Source organism: Gordonia sp. YC-XJ4, assembly GCF_059511865.1.
In genome coordinates, this window is the sequence record NZ_CM183447.1 from 632,881 (window position 1) to 654,478 (window position 21,598).

18 protein-coding genes are annotated in these 21,598 nt (G+C 66.6%); 6 read left to right on the top strand and 12 right to left on the bottom strand.

Annotated elements, in window-relative coordinates:
- The first annotated feature begins 25 nt into the window (after positions 1-25).
- The 3 genes from modA to AC5ZH6_RS02830 are packed head-to-tail and all read left to right on the top strand — an operon-like array spanning position 26 to position 2,693.
- Positions 26-793: a molybdate ABC transporter substrate-binding protein gene (modA, locus tag AC5ZH6_RS02820; RefSeq protein ID WP_006369371.1), complete on the top strand. Its 768-nt coding sequence runs from the start codon at positions 26-28 to the stop codon at positions 791-793.
- Positions 794-810: 17 nt separating this feature from the next.
- A complete protein-coding gene (locus AC5ZH6_RS02825) occupies positions 811-1,593 on the top strand; it encodes an ABC transporter permease (protein WP_006369372.1) in 783 nt (260 codons plus the stop codon).
- Positions 1,590-2,693: a sulfate/molybdate ABC transporter ATP-binding protein gene (locus AC5ZH6_RS02830; protein WP_020172601.1), complete on the top strand. Its 1,104-nt coding sequence runs from the start codon at positions 1,590-1,592 to the stop codon at positions 2,691-2,693. The genes AC5ZH6_RS02825 and AC5ZH6_RS02830 overlap by 4 nt, the downstream gene beginning before the upstream one ends.
- On the opposite strand, the gene AC5ZH6_RS02835 is transcribed toward AC5ZH6_RS02830, so the two are convergent.
- Positions 2,666-3,595, bottom strand: a complete 930-nt coding sequence (locus tag AC5ZH6_RS02835; protein ID WP_006369374.1) for an adenylate/guanylate cyclase domain-containing protein — start codon at positions 3,593-3,595, stop codon at positions 2,666-2,668. The genes AC5ZH6_RS02830 and AC5ZH6_RS02835 overlap by 28 nt on opposite strands.
- Before the next feature lie 76 nt (positions 3,596-3,671).
- Positions 3,672-4,841, bottom strand: a complete 1,170-nt coding sequence (locus AC5ZH6_RS02840; protein ID WP_006369375.1) for a TetR/AcrR family transcriptional regulator — start codon at positions 4,839-4,841, stop codon at positions 3,672-3,674.
- Between the two features lie 130 nt (positions 4,842-4,971).
- Here AC5ZH6_RS02840 and AC5ZH6_RS02845 point away from each other — a divergent pair, with 130 nt between their 5' ends.
- Entirely contained in the window at positions 4,972-6,183 is a 1,212-nt protein-coding gene (locus AC5ZH6_RS02845; protein WP_006369376.1) for an acetyl-CoA C-acetyltransferase, read from the top strand.
- A 33-nt stretch (positions 6,184-6,216) separates the two neighbouring features.
- A complete protein-coding gene (locus tag AC5ZH6_RS02850) occupies positions 6,217-8,388 on the top strand; it encodes a 3-hydroxyacyl-CoA dehydrogenase NAD-binding domain-containing protein (RefSeq protein WP_006369377.1) in 2,172 nt (723 codons plus the stop codon).
- Positions 8,389-8,541: 153 nt separating this feature from the next.
- Here AC5ZH6_RS02850 and AC5ZH6_RS02855 read toward each other — a convergent pair whose 3' ends face one another.
- The 8 genes from AC5ZH6_RS02855 to AC5ZH6_RS02890 all read right to left on the bottom strand — a co-directional run bounded on the left by AC5ZH6_RS02855 (position 8,542) and on the right by AC5ZH6_RS02890 (position 17,652).
- Positions 8,542-9,258: a slipin family protein gene (locus tag AC5ZH6_RS02855; RefSeq protein ID WP_006369378.1), complete on the bottom strand. Its 717-nt coding sequence runs from the start codon at positions 9,256-9,258 to the stop codon at positions 8,542-8,544.
- A 304-nt stretch (positions 9,259-9,562) separates the two neighbouring features.
- Positions 9,563-10,198 carry a response regulator gene (locus tag AC5ZH6_RS02860; RefSeq protein ID WP_006369379.1) on the bottom strand — a complete coding sequence of 212 codons (636 nt, stop codon included), beginning with the start codon at positions 10,196-10,198 and terminating at the stop codon, positions 9,563-9,565.
- Complete coding sequence (locus AC5ZH6_RS02865; RefSeq protein ID WP_006369380.1) at positions 10,198-11,418, bottom strand: sensor histidine kinase; 1,221 nt, start codon at positions 11,416-11,418, stop codon at positions 10,198-10,200. Before AC5ZH6_RS02865 ends, AC5ZH6_RS02860 begins: the two co-directional genes overlap by 1 nt.
- Before the next feature lie 173 nt (positions 11,419-11,591).
- The gene (locus AC5ZH6_RS02870) at positions 11,592-12,329 is read right to left on the bottom strand and encodes an ABC transporter permease (RefSeq protein WP_006369381.1); all 738 of its coding nucleotides are present in this window, start codon (positions 12,327-12,329) and stop codon (positions 11,592-11,594) included.
- Positions 12,326-13,279 carry an ABC transporter ATP-binding protein gene (locus AC5ZH6_RS02875; RefSeq protein ID WP_035727610.1) on the bottom strand — a complete coding sequence of 318 codons (954 nt, stop codon included), beginning with the start codon at positions 13,277-13,279 and terminating at the stop codon, positions 12,326-12,328. Before AC5ZH6_RS02875 ends, AC5ZH6_RS02870 begins: the two co-directional genes overlap by 4 nt.
- Before the next feature lie 194 nt (positions 13,280-13,473).
- Positions 13,474-14,331 carry an alpha/beta fold hydrolase gene (locus AC5ZH6_RS02880; protein ID WP_035727559.1) on the bottom strand — a complete coding sequence of 286 codons (858 nt, stop codon included), beginning with the start codon at positions 14,329-14,331 and terminating at the stop codon, positions 13,474-13,476.
- 48 nt (positions 14,332-14,379) lie between these two features.
- Complete coding sequence (locus AC5ZH6_RS02885) at positions 14,380-15,351, bottom strand: R2-like ligand-binding oxidase (protein ID WP_006369384.1); 972 nt, start codon at positions 15,349-15,351, stop codon at positions 14,380-14,382.
- Positions 15,352-15,432: 81 nt separating this feature from the next.
- Complete coding sequence (locus tag AC5ZH6_RS02890; protein WP_496168406.1) at positions 15,433-17,652, bottom strand: MMPL family transporter; 2,220 nt, start codon at positions 17,650-17,652, stop codon at positions 15,433-15,435.
- A gap of 238 nt (positions 17,653-17,890) precedes the next feature.
- Between AC5ZH6_RS02890 and AC5ZH6_RS02895 the strand changes: the two genes are divergently transcribed.
- Complete coding sequence (locus AC5ZH6_RS02895) at positions 17,891-19,018, top strand: NDMA-dependent alcohol dehydrogenase (RefSeq protein ID WP_006369386.1); 1,128 nt, start codon at positions 17,891-17,893, stop codon at positions 19,016-19,018.
- Between the two features lie 24 nt (positions 19,019-19,042).
- Here the strand turns inward: AC5ZH6_RS02895 and AC5ZH6_RS02900 are convergent, their stop codons facing one another.
- Together AC5ZH6_RS02900 and AC5ZH6_RS02905 are read right to left on the bottom strand one after the other, a co-directional pair.
- On the bottom strand, positions 19,043-19,606 hold the full coding sequence (locus AC5ZH6_RS02900) for a potassium channel family protein (protein WP_240524086.1): 564 nt from the start codon (positions 19,604-19,606) through the stop codon (positions 19,043-19,045).
- Positions 19,590-21,584: a M13 family metallopeptidase gene (locus AC5ZH6_RS02905; protein ID WP_496168408.1), complete on the bottom strand. Its 1,995-nt coding sequence runs from the start codon at positions 21,582-21,584 to the stop codon at positions 19,590-19,592. The genes AC5ZH6_RS02900 and AC5ZH6_RS02905 overlap by 17 nt, the downstream gene beginning before the upstream one ends.
- Positions 21,585-21,598 lie beyond the last annotated feature (14 nt).

Here is a 21,598-nt window from a genome sequence, read left to right on the forward strand (position 1 = left end):
CCCGTAACCCCGACAAGGAGTACAGATGACCACGGTTCGACGTGTGACCCGCTTGGCGTGCCTGGCGAGCGCCGCAGCGCTCATCACCGGCCTCGCGGCGGGGTGTTCTTCCGACGACAACGACAAGACCCCGCTGACGGTCTACGCGGCGGCGTCGCTGAAGAAGACGTTCACCGAGATCGAGACCGCCTATGAGAAGCAGCATTCCGACGTCGATGTCACGCTGAACTTCGCCGGGTCGTCGGCGCTGGTGAATCAGATCAAGCAGGGTGCCTCCGCCGATGTCATCGCGACCGCCGACGAACCGACCATGGGCAAGCTCGGCGGTCTCGTGAACGCGCCGCAGGTCTTCGCCCGCAACACCCTGGTGATCGTGACCGCGAACGGAAATCCCAAGCAGGTGCGGGATTTCGCGAGCCTGTCCGATCCGTCGATCCGCACCGTGGTGTGCGCCGTCGAGGTGCCCTGTGGGGCGGCCACCGCCGAGGTCGAACGCAATACCGGCGTCGACGTCAAGCCGGTGAGCGAGGAGTCGTCGGTGACCGCGGTACTCACCAAGGTCACCTCCGGTGAGGCCGACGCCGGACTGGTCTACGTCACCGACGCGAAGACGGTGCCCGGCAAGGTGACGGTGGTCGACGACGCAGCCTTCGGCAAGGTCGTCAACAACTATCCGATCGCGACGCTCAAGGCGAGCAAACATCAGCAGCAGGCAACCGATTTCATGAGCTTCGTGCTCGGCGAGACCGGTCAGAAGATCCTCACCGACGCCGGTTTCGCCGCGCCGAACTGACCCTCGCCGATCTCCGGATGCGCCGCGTTCCCCGATGGATTCATCTGCCCGCCCTGCTGGGGGTGGCGCTGATCCTCATCGGGCCCCTGGCGATCATCGTGCGGATGCCGTGGGGGATCTTCGTCTCCTCGGTGACCTCACCGGATTCCGTTGCGGCACTGCGGTTGGGGGTGGTCACCGCGGTGGTGTCCACCGTGGTCTGCGTGGTACTCGGGGTGCCGATGGCCATCGTGTTCGCCCGCTACGACGGCGTCGTCGTCCGGGTCGTCCGCGCACTGGTTCTGCTCCCGCTGGTGTTGCCGCCGGTGGTCGGGGGAGTGGCCTTGCTCTATGCGCTCGGTCGATACGGTCTCGTCGGACAGTACCTCGACCGCGTCGGCATCACGCTGGCCTTCACCACTCCGGCGGTGGTGATCGCGCAAACCTTTGTGGCACTGCCCTTTCTGGTGCTCAGCGTGGAGGGCGCGTTGCGCAGTGGTGATCAGGGGTTCGAGCGGATCGCGGCGACTCTCGGTGCGTCACCGACGCGCACCCTGTGGCGGGTGACGCTGCCCATGGCGCGTCCGGCGCTGCTGGCCGGTGGGGTCCTGGCATTCGCCCGTGCACTCGGCGAGTTCGGTGCCACCATCACCTTCGCCGGGAACCTTCCCGGAACCACGCAGACCGCACCGCTCAAGATCTACCTCGACGCGATCAACGACCCGAGTCAGGCGTTGCCGCTCGCCCTGGTGTTGATGGTCGTGGCCCTGGTGATCGTCGTCGGTGTCCACCTGCGACGCTCGACCGTGGTGGCGGCGTGACCGGTATGGCGATGAATTCGCTGGAGCAGCAGGGTTTTCGAGCATCGGTGCGGTGCACTGTCCCCGATCTGGTCGCCGATATCGAGGTCGCGCCCGGCGACACCCTCGGCATCATCGGCCCGAACGGAGCCGGGAAGTCGACCTTGCTGTCGATCGTGGCGGGCCTGCGTCGCACCCCCGACTCCAGGGTCGCGGTCGGATCGCGAATTCTGCAGGGCGACCGGACCTTTGTCGAACCACACCGTCGATCGGTGGTGTTGCTCGAGCAGAAGGCCAGACTGTTCGGTCATCTGTCGGTGCGGCGCAACGTCGAATTCGGCCCGGCGGCGGCCGGGTTGTCGCGCAAGGACATCCGGAATCGGGCACAGCGCTGGCTCGACGCGGTCGGGGTGGCCGACCTCGCCGACCGCATGCCGTCGGGGCTGTCCGGTGGGCAGGCGCAGCGGGTTGCGATCGCGCGTGCGCTGGCCACCGAACCCGAGGTGCTGTTGCTCGACGAGCCGTTCGCCGCGCTCGATGTCGATGTGGCCCAACAGATGCGTTCGCTGATGCGTCATCTCCTCGCCGACCGTGCCGGGATGACGGTGCTGGTCACCCACGATCTGATCGACGTGGTCAGCCTCGCCGATCGGATCGCGGTGATCGACGACGCCCGCATCGTGCAGACCGGCCCCACCACCTCGGTGCTCACCCGGCCCGAATCGGCGTTCACGGCGTCGCTGGCCGGGACGAACCTGATCGTCGGGCAGTTGCGTGACGCCGGCACCGTTGTCGCCGACGACGGCATCCGGGTGGTCGGTACCGTGGTCGAATCCGCAGCCGCCGGTCGGGCGGCGGCGGCCTTCTCGCCGCGCGCGGTGGCGGTGTATCTCCGAGACCCGCAGGGCAGTCCGCGCAACAGTTGGCACGGAGTCGTGGAAGACGTGATACCGCAGGGTGATCGGGCGTTGGTCCGCACTCGATGCGGCGAGCACCGGATCGGGGCCGAGGTGACCTGGGCGTCGGTCGTCGACCTCGATCTGAGTCCGGGCACCGACGTCGTGCTGAGCGTGAAGGCCACCGAGGTCTCGGTCTACGGCGCTGCCGGATCACCCTCGTAGTACTTGTTGGCCTCGAGGACCTTGGCCCGCAGTTTGCGATACCCCCGCACCGACAGTGGTGAGATCGACCGCAGGTGAAAGGGTTCGGCGTCGGTGAGGTCGGCGGCAAGGGCCTCGTCGACCAGGACGGTACCCGGCCGGGCCGAACCACACAGGCGGGCAGCGATGTTGACCGGTTCACCGAAGAGGTCGCCGAGCCGGCTCAGGACGGCACCGCGGGCGAGCCCGACCCGTAGGGGTGGAATCGGTCCGTCGTCACTGAGTCGCTGGATCGCGAGCGCCGCGGCGGCGGCCTCGGCACTGTCGTCGAAGCTGAACATCACCGCGTCGCCGAGGGTTTTGATGACGTGACCGCCGCGGTCGGTGACGATGTCGAAGGTGCGCTCCTCGAAGTTCTCGAGTAGATCTTCGAGCTCGCCCATCCCGATGCGCCGCGACAGGCTTGTGTAGCCGACGATGTCGGCGAAACCGACCACGAGGTCGTGCTTCTCGTCGGAGTCGCGGGCGACGTCGCGTTCGAGCGCGATCTTGAGGTGACGTCGCCAGATCAACCGCTGGATGACGTCGATGGCGCCGATCATCTGCTCGCGGGTCCACGGGACGTCCGGATTGCGATCGAGATCCAGGATCTGGTCGGCCTGCCATTCGGTCAGCCGCGACATCGTTTGTCCGATCGCCCGAGCGGTGGCGATCTGGGCCTGCTCCGGCAGGGTCTCCTCGGAACTGGCGAACAGCCGCAAGGCGTCGACCTCGTCGGCGGTGAAGATCTTGTCGGTCGTGGTCCGATGCGCGAAACCGAAGGCGTTCCACAGCCTCTCGGCGTACTCCGGCGAGACTCCCAGCTCGGCGATGAGCTCGTCGCGGGAATAGCGTGGCTCACCGGGATCAGCGGCGGAACTCATCGGGGCGGCTCCCGTCGTCGTGGTCCCGGTGAGTCTAGCAACGGTGGTGGCGTACGCCGCTGACACGAGCGTCGTGTCAGACCCCCAGGACACCCTTCATCAGATATGCCATCCGGGCCGGGAAGTCGGGACGCGAGGTGCCACGTCGGACGCGGACCGCGTCGTTGACGATCGACAACGCGGCGTGTACGGCCACGCCTGCCTCCGGCCGGTCGAGGTCGGGATGGGTGCGCGTCATCAGGTCGACCCAGCGGGCGACGTAGTTTCGTTGGACGTCGAGGAGGTCGGCGGCGTCGGACTGGCCGATGAAGACCGCCGAGTTGTTGAAACCGACCGACAGGTCCGGGCTGGAGGTGAGCGTCGAGACGTACGAATCGACCAGCAGGGACAGGAGTTTCGCGCTGTCCGACGTGGTCGAGTGGGCGGCCATCGCGCCGGCCTCCAACCGGGTGGCGCTGCGCCGGCCGATGCCGACGAGGATGGCGAGCTTCGAACTGAAGTGCCGGTAGACGCTGGGACCGGTGATCCCCACCGCGGCACCGATATCGTCAACGCCCACACCGGCATAGCCGCGTCGGGCGAACAATTCGGCTGCGGCGTCGAGGATCTCGTCGCGGCGGGTACGGGATCCGCCGGTCATCACCGGCGCCGGCACCATCGGCGGGGCCGAGTCGGGTCGCAGGGTGATCAGCCGATGCACGAGGATCTTGAGCTCGGCCAATGACCGGGTGGCCGACAGGCGCGCGTTGTGCACGCCCAGACTTCCGGCGACGCTCAGCGTCGCCCAACACAATTCGACGGCCTCGCGTTCGGGCATGCCGGTGCCCGCGGCGAGGACCCCGGCCCACCGGTGCATGACGCCGCGGATGCGCAGGACGATCACCCGGTTCTCCTCCTCGCTGAGGTGCTGGCTGGCCGAGCGCCACAGTGACGTGGCCGCGGGTCTGCGCACCCCGATCGAACACACCGCGTCGACGAGTTCCTCCGGGCTCGAGTCGGTGTCGTCGAGCAACCGGTCGGTGCACGCCTCCAACTCGTCCACGCCGCCCATCACCGCGGCCAACAGCAAGGCGTGCTTGTCGGCGAAGTGCCGGTAGACCGAGGGCGCGGTGACACCGGCCGCCCGCGCGATGTCGGCGAGGGCGACCTGGGTGTAGCCGCGCTCGGCGAACAGCGTCGCCGCATGGTCGGCGAGCTGCCGCTTGCGGTCGGCCGGTCGGGCGCGGGTGGGCTTCGGGCTAGGCATGGTGAATCGACCATAGCGCAGAATTGCCGGTCAGGATCAAGTGTTGACCACCGGGTATGGCCAAATAAGTTATTCCGCGTTAGCCTGTCGTGGTAACCGTCTCCGGTTCATGTGAAAGGAACACAGCATCGTGGCCGATCAAGCATTCATCTACGAGGCGTTGCGTACGCCGCGTGGCAAGCAGCGCGGCGGAGCGCTGCACAGCATCAAGCCGGTTGATCTCGCATCGGGGATCATCAACGAGGTTCTCGCCCGGCACGGGGGACTCGACCCGGCAGAGATCAACGACGTGATCTTGGGTGTCGTGTCGCCTGTCGGTGAGCAGGGTGGCGTCATCGCCCGCACCGCGGCTCTCAACAGCGGTCTGCCCGAGACCGTCCCCGGCACCCAGATCGACCGCTTCTGCGCGTCGGGCCTGGAGGCCACCAACATGGCGGCATCGAAGGTCGCCTCCGGCTTCGACGATCTGGTCCTGGCCGGCGGCGTGGAGTCGATGAGCCGTGTCCCGATGGGCTCCGACGGTGGCGCCCTGTTCATGGACCCGGCGACCGCCTATGACCACTACATCACCCCTCAGGGCATCGGTGCCGACACCATCGCCACCATCGAGGGCTTCAGCCGCGAGGACGTCGACGCCTACGCCGTCGAGTCGCAGAATCGCGCCGAGAAGGCGTGGACGAGTGGTTACTTCGCCAAGTCGGTGGTTCCGGTTCGTGACATCAACGGTGTGATCGTGCTCGATCACGACGAGCATCGTCGTCCGGGCACCACGGTGGAGTCGCTGGGCAAGCTCAAGCCCGCCTTCGCCGCGCTCGCCGAGATGGCCGGCTTCGACGACGTGATCATGCAGAAGTACCCCTTCCTCGAGAAGATCAACCACGTCCACACCGGCGGCAACAGCTCCGGCATCGTCGACGGTGCCGCGGTCGTGCTGCTGGGCAGTGAGGCGGCCGGCAAGCGCAACGGCCTGACCCCGCGCGGTCGCGTCGTGGCCTTCGCCGAGGTCGGCTCGGAGCCCTCGATCATGCTGACGGGTCCGACCCCGGCGACCGAGCTGGCGCTGAAGAAGGCCGGTCTGACCGTCGACGACATCGACGTGTTCGAGCTGAACGAGGCGTTCGCGTCGGTCGTCATGAAGTGGATGAAGGATCTGAAGATCCCGCACGAGAAGGTCAACGTCAACGGCGGCGCGATCGCGATGGGTCACCCGCTCGGTGCGACCGGCGCGATGATCTTCGGTACCTGCCTCGACGAGCTCGAGCGCACCGGCGGTCGCTACGGCCTGGTCACCCTGTGCATCGGCGGCGGCATGGGCGTCGCGACCATCATCGAGCGTCTCTGACGGCCACCTCACCAAAGGAATCTGCGAAAAACCATGAGTGACAACATGATCAATTGGGAGAAGGATGCCGACGGCGTCGTCATCCTGACCATGGACGACAAGAGCCAGGGCGCCAACACCATGAACCAGACGTTCATGGACTCGATTGCCGCCACGGTCGATCGTCTCGAGGCGGAGAAGGACGACATCACCGGTGTCGTCATCACCTCGGCGAAGAAGACCTTCTTCGCCGGCGGCGACCTCAAGGACATGACCGCCGAGCAGACCCAGACCAAAGAGGAGATCGCCACCGCGATCACCGAGCGCACCAACGGCATGAAGAAGGTGCTGCGTCGGCTCGAGACCCTCGGCAAGCCGGTCGTCGCCGCCATCAACGGTGCCGCACTCGGTGGCGGCCTCGAGCTCGCGCTGCACACCCACCACCGCATTGCCGCGGACATCAAGGGTGTCCAGATCGGTCTGCCCGAGGTCACCCTCGGTCTGCTGCCCGGTGGCGGTGGCGTCGTGCGTACCGTGCGTCTGCTCGGCTTCCAGGCCGCGCTGATGAACGTGCTCCTGCAGGGCCCGCGGTTCAACGCCGCCAAGGCCAAGGAGACCGGTCTCGTCGATGAGCTCGTCGGCTCGGTCGAAGAACTCGTGCCGGCCGCCAAGGAATGGATCAAGGCCAACCCCGAAGCGGTCCAGCCGTGGGATGTCAAGGGCTACAAGATGCCCGGTGGTGCGGTCACCAATCCGTCGGTCGCGGCCAACCTGCCCGCCTTCCCGGCGATCCTGCGCAAGCAGATCAAGGGCGCCAACATGCCGGCTCCGCGCGCCATCCTGGCCGCGGCCATCGAGGGCGCCTACGTCGACGTCGACACCGCCGACATCATCGAGACCCGCTACTTCGTGTCGCTGGTGACCGGTCAGGTCGCGCAGAACATGATCAAGGCGTTCTTCTTCGACCTGCAGCACATCAACAACGGTGGCTCGCGGCCGGAAGGCTATGACAAGTACACCGCCAAGAAGGTCGGCGTCATCGGCGCGGGCATGATGGGTGCGGCGATCGCCTACGTCTCGGCCAAGGCCGGCATCGAGGTGGTCCTCAAGGACATCGACATCGAGGCCGCCAAGCGGGGCAAGGGCTACTCGGAGAAGCTCGAGGAGAAGGCGCTCTCGCGGGGCAAGACCACCCAGGAGAAGAGTGACGCGCTGCTCGCGCGGATCACGCCGACCGTCGACGCCGCCGATTTCAAGGGTGTCGACCTCGTCATCGAGGCCGCCTTCGAGTCGGTCGAGGTGAAGAACAAGGTGTTCCAGGAGATCGAGGACATCGTCGAGCCCGACGCCGTGCTCGGCTCGAACACCTCGACGCTGCCGATCACGATCCTCGCCCAGGGCGTCAAGCGCCAGGAGGACTTCATCGGCATCCACTTCTTCTCGCCGGTCGACAAGATGCCGCTGGTGGAGATCATCCGTGGTGAGAAGACCTCGGATGCGGTGCTGGCCAAGGTGATCGACTACACCCTGCAGATCCGCAAGACCCCGATCGTGGTCAACGACAGCCGCGGGTTCTTCACCAGCCGGGTCATCGGCACCTTCATCAACGAGGCCATCGCGGCCGTCGGCGAAGGTGTGGAACCGGCACTGGTCGAGCACGCCGGCACCCAGGCCGGATACCCGGCCGCACCGCTGCAGCTGTCCGATGAGCTGAATCTCATCCTGATGCAGAAGATCCGTAAGGAATCCCAGGCTGCCGCCGAGGCGGAGGGCAAGGAATTCCCGCAGCACGGATCGTTCGCCGTCATCGATTACCTCGTCGAGCAGGGCCGTCCCGGCAAGAAGGAAGGCGCCGGCTTCTACGAGTACGACGAGAACGGCAAGCGCGTGCGGCTGTGGCCGGGTCTGCGGGAGAAGTTCAACTCCGGAAGCAGCCAGCAGTCGCTCGAGGACCTCAAGGAGCGCATGCTCTTCGCCGAGGCCGTCGAGACCGCGCGCTGCATCGAGGAAGGTGTCATCACCTCGGTGCCCGACGCCAACATCGGCTCGATCTTCGGCATCGGCTTCCCCGCGTGGACCGGCGGTGTGGTGCAGTACATGAACCAGTACGAAGGCGGCCTGGCCGGCTTCGTCGAACGCTCCCGCGAACTGGCCAAGAAGTACGGCGCACAGTTCGAGCCGCCGGCCTCGCTGGTGGAGAAGGCGAACAAGGGCGAGAAGTACTGAGCCGCTTGATGAGCTGAGCGATACGCGAAAGTGGGGGAAGAATCTTCTTCCCCCACTTTCGCTTTCGTCCGCAGGAAATCTCTGGGGGACGAGTGGGACACCCGGGGAAGAATCTTTCCTCCCCGGGTGTCGTCGTCGGTGGCGACGGTTGCGTCAGTCGTCGTCGGCCACCTGCGCGGCAGCCGAATCGTCCACTTGCGCAGCATCACCCACCGACAACACCAGCCTGGTGCCATGCGGCGCTTCCTGGACCAGGCGCAACTGTGCCAGTGCCGGGTGTGCGTCGAGCACACGGCCGGCGTTGGCGAGTGAGCGCAATGCAGCCGTCTCCGCCCGTGCGGTCTCCAGCTTGGCCAGGCCGCGCGCCTTGGCGGAGATCAGCTCGGTTGCCGCCGAACGGATCTCACTCGGCACGATGACGTCCTTGAGCAGCGCCTCGGCGACGGTCACACCCACGGTCGCACCGACCGTTCGCGCAGCGGCGAGCACGAGGCCCATGTCGACTGCATCACCACGTGCCATCAGATCCTCGAGCGACACCGACGCACAGGAGTCGCGCAGCGCAACCTGAGCCGAGAGGTAGATGGCCGACCAGGGGTCGTTGGACTGTTCGACGAAGGCGACGGGGTCGGTGATCGTCGCGCGCAGGGCCACCGTCACGCGAACCGACACTCCCTCGGCCGTGAGGATCTCCTGCGGTGCAACCGAGATGACGCGTGCACGCATGTCGAGCCAGGTGTGGGTTGCCGTCCGACGCCGACGGTACTGGCCGGGTGTCAGCGTCCGGGACAGTCGTCCACGGCGGTATTCGAGAACGCAATGGCCGGCCGGGACGGAGACCGTGGCGAATGCGGATGTGATGATGGACAAGGCGAACCTCCCTTCGGCGGCGGTGTATGGCGGCGGACACCGCCCGCGGGCGGGTGCGTCGGTGGGGACACGCGCGAGACCTCCACGCGTGGCCGCAGGACCGAGGCCCACCGGGGTTCCCGGGGGCGGTGCCGAGTGGGGAGTCGAACCCCGGTGCCGTAGCACGGACCGTAGCCATACCTTAAATGGATGCGCGAGAGTACAACGCGCAGAACATGATCGACGGTACCCCGCGATCGGCTGCTCTCTCGTGCGGGAGTGAACTCTGCCAGGGCGGGTGGCGAGGGCGCAAGCGAATAAACGCTCAGCGGATCAAGCCGCGCTCGAAGGCCACCCGCACCGCTGCGGCGCGGTCCTTCACGCCGAGCTTGGGGTAGAGCCGCAGCAGGTGCGTCTTCACCGTGGCCTCACTGATCATCAGCTCGGCGGCCACCTGACGATTGGTGCCGCCACCGGCCACCGCCCGCAGCACCTCGCATTCGCGTTCGGTCAGCGCCTCGAACCGGTTGCGGCTCATCAGACTTGCCGCAGCACTCGGGTCGAGGACGCTCTGACCGGCTGCGGCGCGGCGTACCGCGGCGATGAGATCGGCACGCGGCGTCGCCTTGAGAAGGTATCCGTCGGCGCCTGCGTCGACCGCGGCCCGGATGTCGGTGTCGGTGTCGTAGGTGGTGAGCACGAGTATCCGTGGCGCGTCCGGGTTCTCGGCTCGCAGCACTCGGATCGCGCCCACCCCGTCGAGTTCGGGCATCCGTAGATCCATCAGCACGACGTCGGGGTGCAGTCGCGCGATCGTGGTGAGTGCCTCGGCTCCATCGGCGGCCTCGCCGATCACCGACATCCCCGGCTCCCGCTCGAGCATGCCGCGAATACCGTCGCGTACCACCGGATGATCGTCGACCACGACGATGCTGATCGTCGCATCCGTGGCGTCGCGCATCATCGCCTCGTCTCCGCTCGATCCGCCGACCGCGGCGTGCCCACGCAATCGGTCGACGCCGGGAACGGTAGCGCCACCGAGATGACACAGCCGGCTCCCGGTTCGGCTTCGATCTCGAGTGTCCCGTTGATCAGCGCGGCGCGTTCGGCCATGGCGGTCAACCCGAAACCGCCGTCCGGACAACGCCGCGTCTCGTCGGGGGTGAAACCGCGCCCGTTGTCCCGGATGTCGAGCAGCAGGGTGTCGTCGAGGTAGGTCAGGGTCGTCACCACCTGGGTGGCTCCGGAATGACGGGCCACGTTGGCCAGTGATTCCTGGGTGATCCGCAGCAGCGCATCGTCGCCCACCAGCGGGCGTGGGGAGCCGTCGACCCGTAGCGTCGCCGCGATGTCGTGACGTCGGGAGAACAGTGCGAGTTGCTCCTGCAGGGCGGTGGCCAGGGACCGGGCGGCCAGCGGTAGCGGCTGCAGGGCGTTGACCGCTCGACGTGCCTCGCCGAGCCCTTCGCGCGCAAGGGCTTTCGCGTTCTCGACGCGATCGCGCACCGAGGAGGCGAGATCGTCCTCATCGATCGATTCGAGCTGGGTGACGACGGCGACGAAGCCCTGGGCGACGGTGTCGTGCAGCTCGCGCGCCAACCGGGCCCGCTCGTCGTGGACACCACTGCGGCGGGCCTGCTCGAGGAGCTCCTGCTGGAGTTCGGCGTTGCGAGAGCGTTCGGCGATCAGCTCCTCGGTGAGTTCGCGGCGCCGCAGCAGGGTGGACTCACGGGCATCGATGACGGCCACCACCGCCAGACCGATCACCACGTTGAGCGCCCAGCACAGGATCGAGGCCCACCACGGGTCGAGGAGATTGTGCCAGCCGTTGCGCTGGGTGGCGGTCATCAGCACACACGAGCCGGCGACGCACAGCAGCATGGGCGGCCCGGTGAACAGGGACGCGTAAAGCATGTAGCCGGCCCACGACGCGATCCCGGCCATCGGTGTCACGGCGATCGCGGCGGCCAGCAGTGCGGTGGTGATCCCGAACACCGTGAACCGCCGCCACATCGGCGTGATGTCGATCCGGATCCAGAATTCGGTGAACGCCATCAACGTCAGCATCAGGACGGCGCCGATCACATGGTGCAGATGGGTGGCCGGCACGAGCTGGGCGACCACCAGGCCCGCGAGAGTGAGCACGCGCAGCCCCCACACCTCCGATTGCGGCGGCAGCAACGTATCCGGCCAGGTCAGCGTCGTCCGGCAGTCGATCCACCGGCCGTGGGGCTCGCGTTCTCGAATGCGATGCAGGAGGATGCTGCGAGGCCGGGTGCTCGTTGGCCGCGGGTTGCGGCGTCGGGTGATGCCACGCGGGCGAGGGTGCAGCGCCGCGTGGCTCTCCGACGCGGCTATTCCCACTGGAAGGTCCGCATCGCGATGATCGTGGCGAGAGCTCCCCACACGACCAGTGTGCCGAAGAAGCCGATCGGGGGCCAGCCCGTGGTCGCCGTGTCCACCAATGCCTGGGTGCCCGCGCCCGACGGCGTCAGATTCGAGATCGTGTGCATCCATCCGGGCATCGTCGACCGCGGTATCCACAGGCCCGCGAAGAACTGCAACACGAAGAACGCGAGGGTACCGAATCCCGCTGCCACCTTGGCATTACGGAACAACGACGCGATCACCATGCCCAGGCCGAGAAATGCCCAGCACGACAGCAGATAGCTGACGACGAAGCCGAACAGATGGTGCGGCCACTGGCCGGAGATGATGCCGGGGATCACCACGATCAGCGCGAGGCACACCAGCGACACTCCCATGATGAGCACGAACTGGGCGGTCAACAGCAGGAAAGGGGAGACCGGCGTGGTGCGTAATCGCTTGAGCACACCCATTTCCCGGTACCGGGTGAGGACGTCGGGCAGCGCCTGGACGGCGAGCATCGACAGCACGAACAACACCAGGATGGGCTGGTACACCTGAAAGGTGCTCAGGCCTCCGAAGGAGCCGACGGGCTTGCGGGCGGCCGGGATGGAGGCGATCACGATCGCCGCGGCGACCGGCAGGATCACCGTCCAGAGGACGACACCCGGGTTGCGTACGAGAAGCCGGGCTTCCGAGGCGATCATGGCAGTGGCGGCGCTCATCGTCGGGCTCCTTGCGTCGTGTCGGTATCGGCGTCGGTTGGGGGGTCGGGCTCGGTTGCGGTGGTGAGCGCCAGGAAGGCGTCGTCGAGGCTCGGCTGGTCGACGCGCAGCTTGCGGCAGGCGATCCCGCGCTCGTGCAGCGCGATGATGACCGCCGACGCCACGTTGTCGGTTCCGGTGACGATCACCCTCTCGCCGCTGTGGTCGATGCGGTGGACGTCGGGTAACGCGCTCAGTGCGTCGACGTCGACAATGGCGTTGGGTACGAACGACATTCGTTGGTCGGCGTGGACCGACGCGGCCAACTCCGCCGGGGTGTCGAGCGCGACGACCCGTCCGTCGTCGATCACCGCGACGCGGTCGCACAGGCGCTCGGCCTCCTCCATGAAGTGGCTGACGAGCAGCAGGGTGACGCCGGTGTCCTTGAGGTCCTCGAGCAGGCCCCATACCTCGCGGCGGGCGCTGGGGTCGAGGCCGGTGGTGAGCTCGTCGAGGATCGCGACCTTCGGATTGCCGATGAGCGCCAGTGCCACCGACAGCCGCTGTTTCTGCCCGCCCGAGAGCTTGGCGAAATAGGTGCGCTCGTATGCGCGCATGTCGAGCCGCTCGAGCAGTTCCCGCCAGTCGCGCGGCGCTTCGTAGAAACTCGAATACAGGCGCATCACCTCACCGACGGTCTGCTTGTCGGGAAGTCGGCTCTCCTGCAACTGGATTCCGAGTGCCTCCCGCAGGCCGCGGTCCTCGTCGGCCGGGTCGAATCCGGCGACGCGGACGTGCCCGCCGTCGCGTTTGCGAAGACCGCCGATGCACTCGACGGTCGTGGTCTTGCCCGCGCCGTTGGGGCCGAGGATGCCGAAGATCTCGCCCTGCGCCACCTCGAAATCGACACCACGAACGACCTGCTTGTCGCCGTAGCGTTTCGTCAGTCCTGCGACCTCGATCATTGCCATGACATCCAGCATGGCCGGATCGAGCGGGCAGCGGATCCACCGGATGACCACACCTCGGTCAACCGATCGGTGGACGCGGGGTGGGCTCGCGGCCTGAGGTGGTTCGGACGTTCCTCCCCAAGGTTCTCGTTCTTCCCCTGGCAATTTCTGAGGGAAGAACGAGAGTCTTGGGGAAGAATCGGGAAAGGGGCCGGTCAGCTCGCCAGGAACGCCGCCACCGTCGCCTCGAAGGCCTCCTTGGCCTCGATCATCACCCAGTGGCCACAACGGGGAAAGACGTGCAGTTGTGCGTCGGGGATCAGCCGCATCGGGGCCAGCGCCATGTCGGGCGGACTGACCCGGTCGTCGCGGCCCCAGGTGAGCAGCGTCGGGCAGGAGATCTTGTGCATCATCGCCCAGTACGGCGGGATGTCGGCGGTCGCCATGAACTGCTGTTGCATCTCGAAAGATGCTGAGCCGTACATCGTTCTGGCCGTGGCCAAGGCGTCGGGATTCATCGCCACCTCCCAGCGCTCACTGATGAGTTCCTCGGTGACCAGGGTGCGGTCGTAGACCATCGCGGTCAGCCAACGGACGAGCTTGTCGCGATCGGGGTCGTCGGCGAACTCCTGCAGGAGACGGAGGCCTTCGCTCGGGCTGGGGCTGAACAGGTTGGGGCCGACGCCGCCGATGGTCACCAGCTTCTCGACGCGATCGGGTTTGCGGATGGCCAGGTTCACCCCGACGACGCCGCCCATCGAGTTGCCGATCATCGGCGCCGAGGCGATCCCGAGTGCGTCCATGAAGGTGATCACCGATTTACCTGCGGTCAGCACCGGCATGCCCTCCCACGCATCGCTGACCCCGAAGCCGGGGAACTCGATGACGTAGCAGTGATGGGTCTGGGCGAAAAAGCCGAGGTTACCGCGGTAATTGCGCCATCCGGTCACGCCCGGGCCGGAGCCGTGGAGCAGGATCAGCGGCGGTGCATCGGCAGCGCCGGCCTCGTGGTAGCGCAGCACGCCCTTGTCGGTGGTCAGCTCGCGTCGGGTCGCGTCAAAGGAGACATCCACCCCCACAGACTAGAACGTGTTCTAGTTGTTTGTCATCGGGGTCGGCGGTCAGGTGCCGAGCGCTTCGGCTTCCTCCTCGCCGAACCGCTCCTCGAGTTCGGCAGGGGAGTAGTCGAGGTCGATCTCGGCGACGTCTCGACCGCGGGCCGACTCGATCGCATGCAGCCGTCGCTGCGCGCGATCGGCGGCGTAGGCGAGGAACTCGTTGTTGTCCAGGCCGAACGGTTGCTCGTCGAACTGCTCGTTGACCCACGTGATCATGCCCAGCGCCAACGGCATCAGCTCGCCCATCCGGGTGTTGATCGCCTCCCACAGCGAGTCGTCGGCGGCCACGTGACGACGGCAGGTGAACGTCCCCCACGCCATGTGGCGCCGCTCGTCGTCGCCGATGAACCGGATCAACCGCTGCATGCCGGGGAAGATGCCGTGCCGGGTGCACACGGTCTGCCACGCGTGATAACCCGTCAACGCCAGCGACCCCTCGATGACGTGGTTGTAGGTGACGCTGGCGCGGATCTGATTGAGCGGGGACGGATCGTGGTCGAGGACGTGCAGGCTCTGCGGCAACTCCTCGTAGAACAGCTGGCGGTAGTACGGGTTGTCGGCGACAAAGGACTGCAGATCGTCGTCGAGCCCCACCGCATCCATCCAGCGACGGAACACCTGCGTGTGCTTGGCCTCCTCGAAGCAGAACTGCGACAGATACATCTCGTCGCCGAAGCGCCCCTCGGCGGCCATCGCCTTCATGAACGGCTGGATGTCCTGGGTGACGGCTTCTTCACCAGCGATGAACTGACTGACCAGAAACGTCGTGCTGCGTCGTTGCTCGTCGGTGATCTCGTGCCAATCCTCGGCGTCGCGGCTGAAGTCGATCGCGGCCGGATCCCAGAACCGCCCATTGCCTTTCACGAACAGCCGCAAGGGAAACGAGTCCCAGTTCAGTCCACCGCGACGCAGCGAGGCGAAGTCCGATCGCGTCGGGGTGGAGTGTTCGGCGAGAGGCTTCTGGGCGATGGTCATCGGGGGTCACCTGCTTTCCCTGTGCGGTGAGTCCGACGCTATCGGGTTACCCGCCGGTTGGGGTTCGGAATCGCTCAACCCTCAGGAAACATTGCCCTCCGACGCCCGAGTACCTGTGGTGACCGGATCGCCGGAGTCCTCGTCGGGCTCGGATCTCTTGTGGGACAGGCTGCTTGGCCACCAGATACGGCTCCCGATGTCCAGTGACAGGGCGGGTACGAGCAGGGTCCGCACGATCAGTGTGTCGACGAGGACGCCGAAGGCCACGAGGAACGCGACCTGCGCGAGGAACAGCAGCGGGATCACCGCCAGGGCCGCGAAGGTGGCGGCGAGAACCACACCGGCAGAAGTGATGACGCCACCGGTCGAGGTCAACCCACGGATGATGCCCGCGCGGGTGCCGTGCCGGATCGATTCCTCACGCACCCGGGTCATCAGGAAGATGTTGTAGTCGATGCCCAGGGCGACGAGGAACACGAACGCGAACAACGGGACCACCGGGTCGGCGCCGGGGAAACCGAAGGGGCCGTTGAAGAGCAGGGCCGAGACACCGAGCGTGGTCGCGAACGACAACACCGTGGTCGCCAGCAACAACACCGGCGCGAGGATGCTGCGCAGCAACAGGATCAGCACCGCGAGGACCACGATGAGCACGATCGGGATGATCAGATTGCGATCGTGGATCGCGGTGGTGCGCGTATCGAGGTCGACCGCCGTCGTACCACCGACCTTCGCGTCGGCCCCCTCGATCGCGTGCACCGTGGTGCGGATGCGTTCGACGGTGTCCTGCGCGGCGAGGGACTCGGCGTTGTCCGACAGGGTGGCCTGCACCGCGACCTCGCCGTCGCGGACTACGGGAGCGCCGTTGCTGCTGAGCACACTGACCTGCGCGACGCCGTCGACACCGCGGGTCGCGGCGACGACCTCGTCGGCGCGATCGGCACGGGTGAGAATCCACGTCGGGGTGCCGGCACCGGCGTCGAAATGCTGTGCCTGCAGTTGCGCGCCGGCGACCGAGTCGACGTCACCGAGGAAGAAGTCGGTCTGGGCGATGCCGTCGGCCTTGAACATCGGGGCGAACGACGCGCCGATGACCAGCAGGATCAACGTTGCGATCCACACGGTGCGGGGCCGCGCCGCGACCCACTGGGCGATCGCGTACCAGAAGCGATGGGTGTTCGAGGTGGCGTCGTCGAAGTCGGCGCTGGTGGCGCCGTTGCTCTTGGCGTCGGTCTTCGTTTCGGGGTCGGGCGTCTCGACCAGGTGCGGGCGCAACGGCCAGAACGCGGCTCGGCCGAGCAGGGCCAGTGCGGCCGGCAAGAAGGTCATCGACGCCAGGAACGAGGCGACGATCCCGAGCGCGGCGACCGGTCCGAGGCTGCGGTTGGAGTTGAGGTCGGAGAACAGCAGACACAGCACGCCGAGGATGACCGTGCCCGCCGACGCCGACACCGGCTCGATGGTGGCCCGCCACGCCCGGCGCAGCGCCGTGTACTTGTCGGCGGTGTGCATCAGTTCCTCCCGGAACCGCGACACCAGCAGCAGCGCGTAGTCGGTGGCGGCGCCGAAGACCAGGATGAACAGGATGCCCTGGCTCTGTCCGTTGAGTTCGAGCCAGCCCTGATGGGCGGCGAAGTACACCGCCCCGGAGGCCAGACCGAGCGCGAAGACCGCTGAGATGAGTACGACGAAAGGCAGGATCGGGCTGCGGTAGACGACGACGAGGATGAGCACGACGACGGCACCGGCCACCAGCAGCAACAGACCGTCGATGCCGGCGAACGCCTCGCCGAGGTCGGCGACCTGCCCGGCCGGGCCGGTGACCTTGACCTCGAGGCCGTTGGGTGGATTGGCCAGCGAGTCCCGCAACGTCTTGACGGTGTCGGCGGGCTCGCCCTTGGTGGAGATCGGGATGAAGACCTCGGCGGCCTTGCCGTCCTTGGAGCCGATGACCGGCGAGAACGCCGATGCGAAGCCCTCTTTGCCCTGCAGGCGCTGGGTCTGCTCGGTGAGGTAGGCGCGGTCGGCGGCGGTGATCCCCGAGTCGCGGACCGCGATCACGATGGCCGGGATCTCGGTGGTGTCCTGGAACCGGGACAGTTGATCGTTGACCTGGGTCGACTCGGCCGAGGCCGGCAGGAACGCGGTGTTGTCGTTGGTCGAGACCGAGGCGAGCTTCCCGGCGAACGGCCCGAGCCCCCCGCCGATGATCAGCCACACCAGGATCAGCAGGGCCGGGATCAGCCAGCGCAGAAACGAGCGCCGGGGAGGTCGAGAGTCGGGCATTTCCGAACTGGCCATGCGGTCATCCTTTCACGAGTCCGGAAGCCATTCGGTGCCGCGGCGGGATCGGAGGGGTCCTGGTGCCCCGCGAACCGTCCGCGTCGGTACTTGCGTACCGATCGCGGTGACGACGACGCCGGTTGCTGTGTAGATGTTTTGCGGCGGAACCTATCTCACGAAATCCATGCCGAGGCGTGCATGGATGGACGACGATGGCGACCGGGGCATTTGACTGTGCCGAGAAAGGGGCAGAACCATGAAGACCAAGGGCGCGATCCTGCGCGAACCCGGACAACCGTGGCAGATCGAGGAGATCGAGGTCGGCGACCCGGTCGCCGGCGAGGTCCAGGTGCGCTTGGCCGCGTCCGGGCTGTGCCATTCCGACCACCACCTGCGCACCGGCGACAGCCCGGCACCGATGCCGGTGCTCGGCGGACACGAGGGCGCCGGGGTGGTCACCAAGGTCGGTCCGGGTGTGACGCGGCTGGCCGAAGGTGATCACGTCGTCACCGCATTCATTCCGGCCTGCGGCACCTGCGAACCGTGTTCGCGCGGGTTGCAGAACATCTGCGACGAGGGCGCACGGCTGCTGACGGGACTGTCGATCTCCGATGACACCCACCGCCTGCACACTGCCGACGGCACGCCACTGACGCCGATGTGTCTGCTGGGCACCTTCGCGCCCTACATCACCGTCAACGAGGCCTCGCTGGTCAAGATCGAGGACGACATCCCGCTGCGCGAGGCGGCGCTGCTCGGCTGCGGTGTGGCCACCGGATGGGGATCGGCCGTCGAGATCGGCGACACCCACACCGGCGACACGGTGGTCGTCATCGGCATCGGCGGCGTCGGGATCAACTCGATCCAGGGTGCGGCCGCGGCCGGCGCGCGCTACGTGGTCGCCATCGACCCGGTGCCGTTCAAACTGCAGATGGCCGAGAAGCTCGGAGCGACACACACCTTCGCCTCGATCGAGGAGGCCGCTCCGGTTCTGGGCGAGATCACCTGGGGCAAGATGGCCAACACCACGGTGATCACGGTCGGCGAGATCTTCGGTGACATCATCGCGCCGGCGTTGAGCCTGACCGGCAAGGGCGGCCAGGTGGTCGTCACCGGCATGGGCAACTTCGCCTCGATGGACGTCAAGCTCAACCTGTTCGAGCTGACCCTGCTGCAGAAGCGGGTCCAGGGTGCGATCTTCGGCGGGACCGGACCGCGTACCCAGATCCCGAACCTGTTGCGCGAGTACCGGGCCGGGCGGCTGAACCTCTCGGATCTGATCACCACCACCTACCGACAGGATCAGATCAACGAGGCCTACGACGACATGCTGTCGGGCAAGAACATTCGCGGCATGATCGTCTACGGCGACGACGACTACTGACCTGCACCGAAGTTCGACACCGCGCTAACCGACCGGCCCGTCGTGGCCGGTCGGTTTGCGTCGTGCACTGACCAGCAGGCTCAGGAACCGGATTCCGAGGCCGAGTAGGGCAAAGGTGCTGACCATCTGGATCGACACCGCGACACGGGTTTCCTGAGCGACGGCAGCGATGTCGCCGAATCCGGTGGTCGTGAACACCGTCAGACTGAAGTACAGCGCGTCGATCCGGGTGAGTTTCTCGGTGAAACTACCGTGATCATAGTCGGAGAAGATGAAATACATTGTCGCGAAGGCGATCACGTAGAACGTGGCCAGCGCCACCAACATCTCGAGGGCGGTGACCACCGGGTACGGTGACCGCAGGAAGTGGTGGATCTCGTAGCCGCAGAACGCAATCAGCAATGCAACACCAACCAGGAACCCCAGGGCCTTGGAGTTGCTCGCGGCGTTGATCGGCAACAGGAAATAACCGAACAGCAAGATCACACCCGCCGCGATCGGCCGTACCACGCCGGCGGCCATCTCGAGGCGGGTGACCTCGTGGCCGCCGATCAGCCGACGGCGATGCGGTTCACCAGATCCGGACACGATCGGCGTCCGGGAGGAACAGAGCATCGCCCTCGGTGACGCCGAACGCCTCGTAGAACGCGTCGATATTCCGGACGACCCCGTTGCAGCGGAACTCCGGCGGCGAGTGCGGATCGATCGACAGTCGGCGGATGGCCTCGGCCTCACGGGTTTTGGTGCGCCAGATCTGCGCCCAGCTGTAGAACACCCGCTGGGTTCCGGTGAGGCCGTCGATCTCCGGCACGTCGGTCCCCGAGGTTGCGAGATCGTAGGCGACGAGCGCGATCGACAACCCGCCGAGGTCGCCGATGTTCTCGCCGATGGTGAACTCGCCGTTCACCTTGTACTTCTCGTCGAGACCCTCGGGTGTGAACTCGTTGTACTGATCGATGAGTGTGCGGGTGCGAGTGGAGAATTCGGCGCGGTCGGCGTCGCTCCACCAGTTCACGAGGTTGCCGTCACCGTCGTACTTGGCGCCCTGATCGTCGAACCCGTGGCCGATCTCGTGGCCGATCACCGCGCCGATGCCGCCGTAGTTGGCGGCGTCGTCGGCATCGGGATCGAAGAACGGTGGCTGCAAGATGGCCGCGGGGAAGACGATCTCGTTCATCCCCGGGTTGTAGTAGGCGTTGACCGTCTGCGGCGTCATGAACCACTCGTCGCGGTCGACCGGTGCGCCGATCTTCGCGAACTCCCGATCCTGCTCGAAAGACGCGGCGCGCGCGACGTTTCCGATGAGATCGCCACGATCGACGGTCAGCGCACTGTAATCCCGCCAATGCGCCGGGTAGCCGATCTTCGGGGTGAACTTGCCGAGTTTGGTCAGCGCCTTCTCTCGGGTGGCCGGGGTCATCCACTCCAGTTCGGAAATGTTGCGACGGTAGGCCTCGACGAGATTGCCGATCAGTTCGTCCATTCGCGCCTTGGCCTCGGGCGGGAAATGCTTGGCCACATACAGTCGTCCGACGGCGAAGCCCATCGCGTTCTCGACGAAGCCCACGCCCCGCTTCCAGCGGTCCCGATTGGTCTCCGCGCCGGTCAGGGTGCGACCGTAGAAATCGAAGTTCTCGTCGACGAATGCCGAGGACAGATACGGCGCCGCTGTGCGCAGCAACCGCCACGACAACCAGGTCGTCCAGTCCGACACGGGGGCCTGGGCGACGAGCGCCGAGACGTCGGTGACGAAGGACGGCTGCCCCACGACCACCTCGGCGAAGGTGGTGTCGCCGACCGTGCCCAGACCGCCGAACCACGAGTGCAGATCGAAACCCGATGCCGCGGAACCGAACTCGTCGAGACTCATCAGGTTGTAGGTGAGCTCCGCGTCGCGACGGCGGACCACGTCCCAATGGTGGCCGGCGATCGCGGTCTCCAGACGCAGTACCGTGGCCGCCCGGTCGTCGGCGTCGTCGAAGCCGGCGAGGGTGAACATCTTCGCCACATGCGCCCGATAGGCGTCCAGCGTCGCAGCGTGCTTGTCCTCGCGGTAGTAGGACTCGTCGGGCAGGCCGAGTCCCGACTGCACGACGTGCACGAGGTAGCGGTCGGACTGGCGGGCGTCGGTGTCGACGTAGAACCCGAAGAGCCCGCCGACGCCGTGCCGCTGCAGCCGACCCATGCGTGCGGAGAGCTCACTGACGTCGGAAATCGAGGCGATGGCCTCGAGCTCGCCGGAGATCGGGCCGATGCCGAGCGCTTCGATGTGCTCGGTGTCCATGAAGGAGCCGTAGAGATCGCCGATCTTGGCGGCGTCGGTGCCGCTCTCGGGATTGGATTCGGCGGCTTCGACGATGATGTCGCGGACGTTCTCCTCGGCGCGATCGCGCAGCACGTGGAAGGCACCGTCGACCGATCGGTCCTCGGGGATGGTGTGGGACTCCAGCCACTTGCCGTTGACGTGGGTGAACAGGTCGTCCTGGACGCGCACGGCGTCGTCGACCCAGTCGAGGTCCAGTCCGGAAGCGGGGAGAGAAGTATTCGACACAGTCACGCGTTCCATCCTGTCACCGCCGT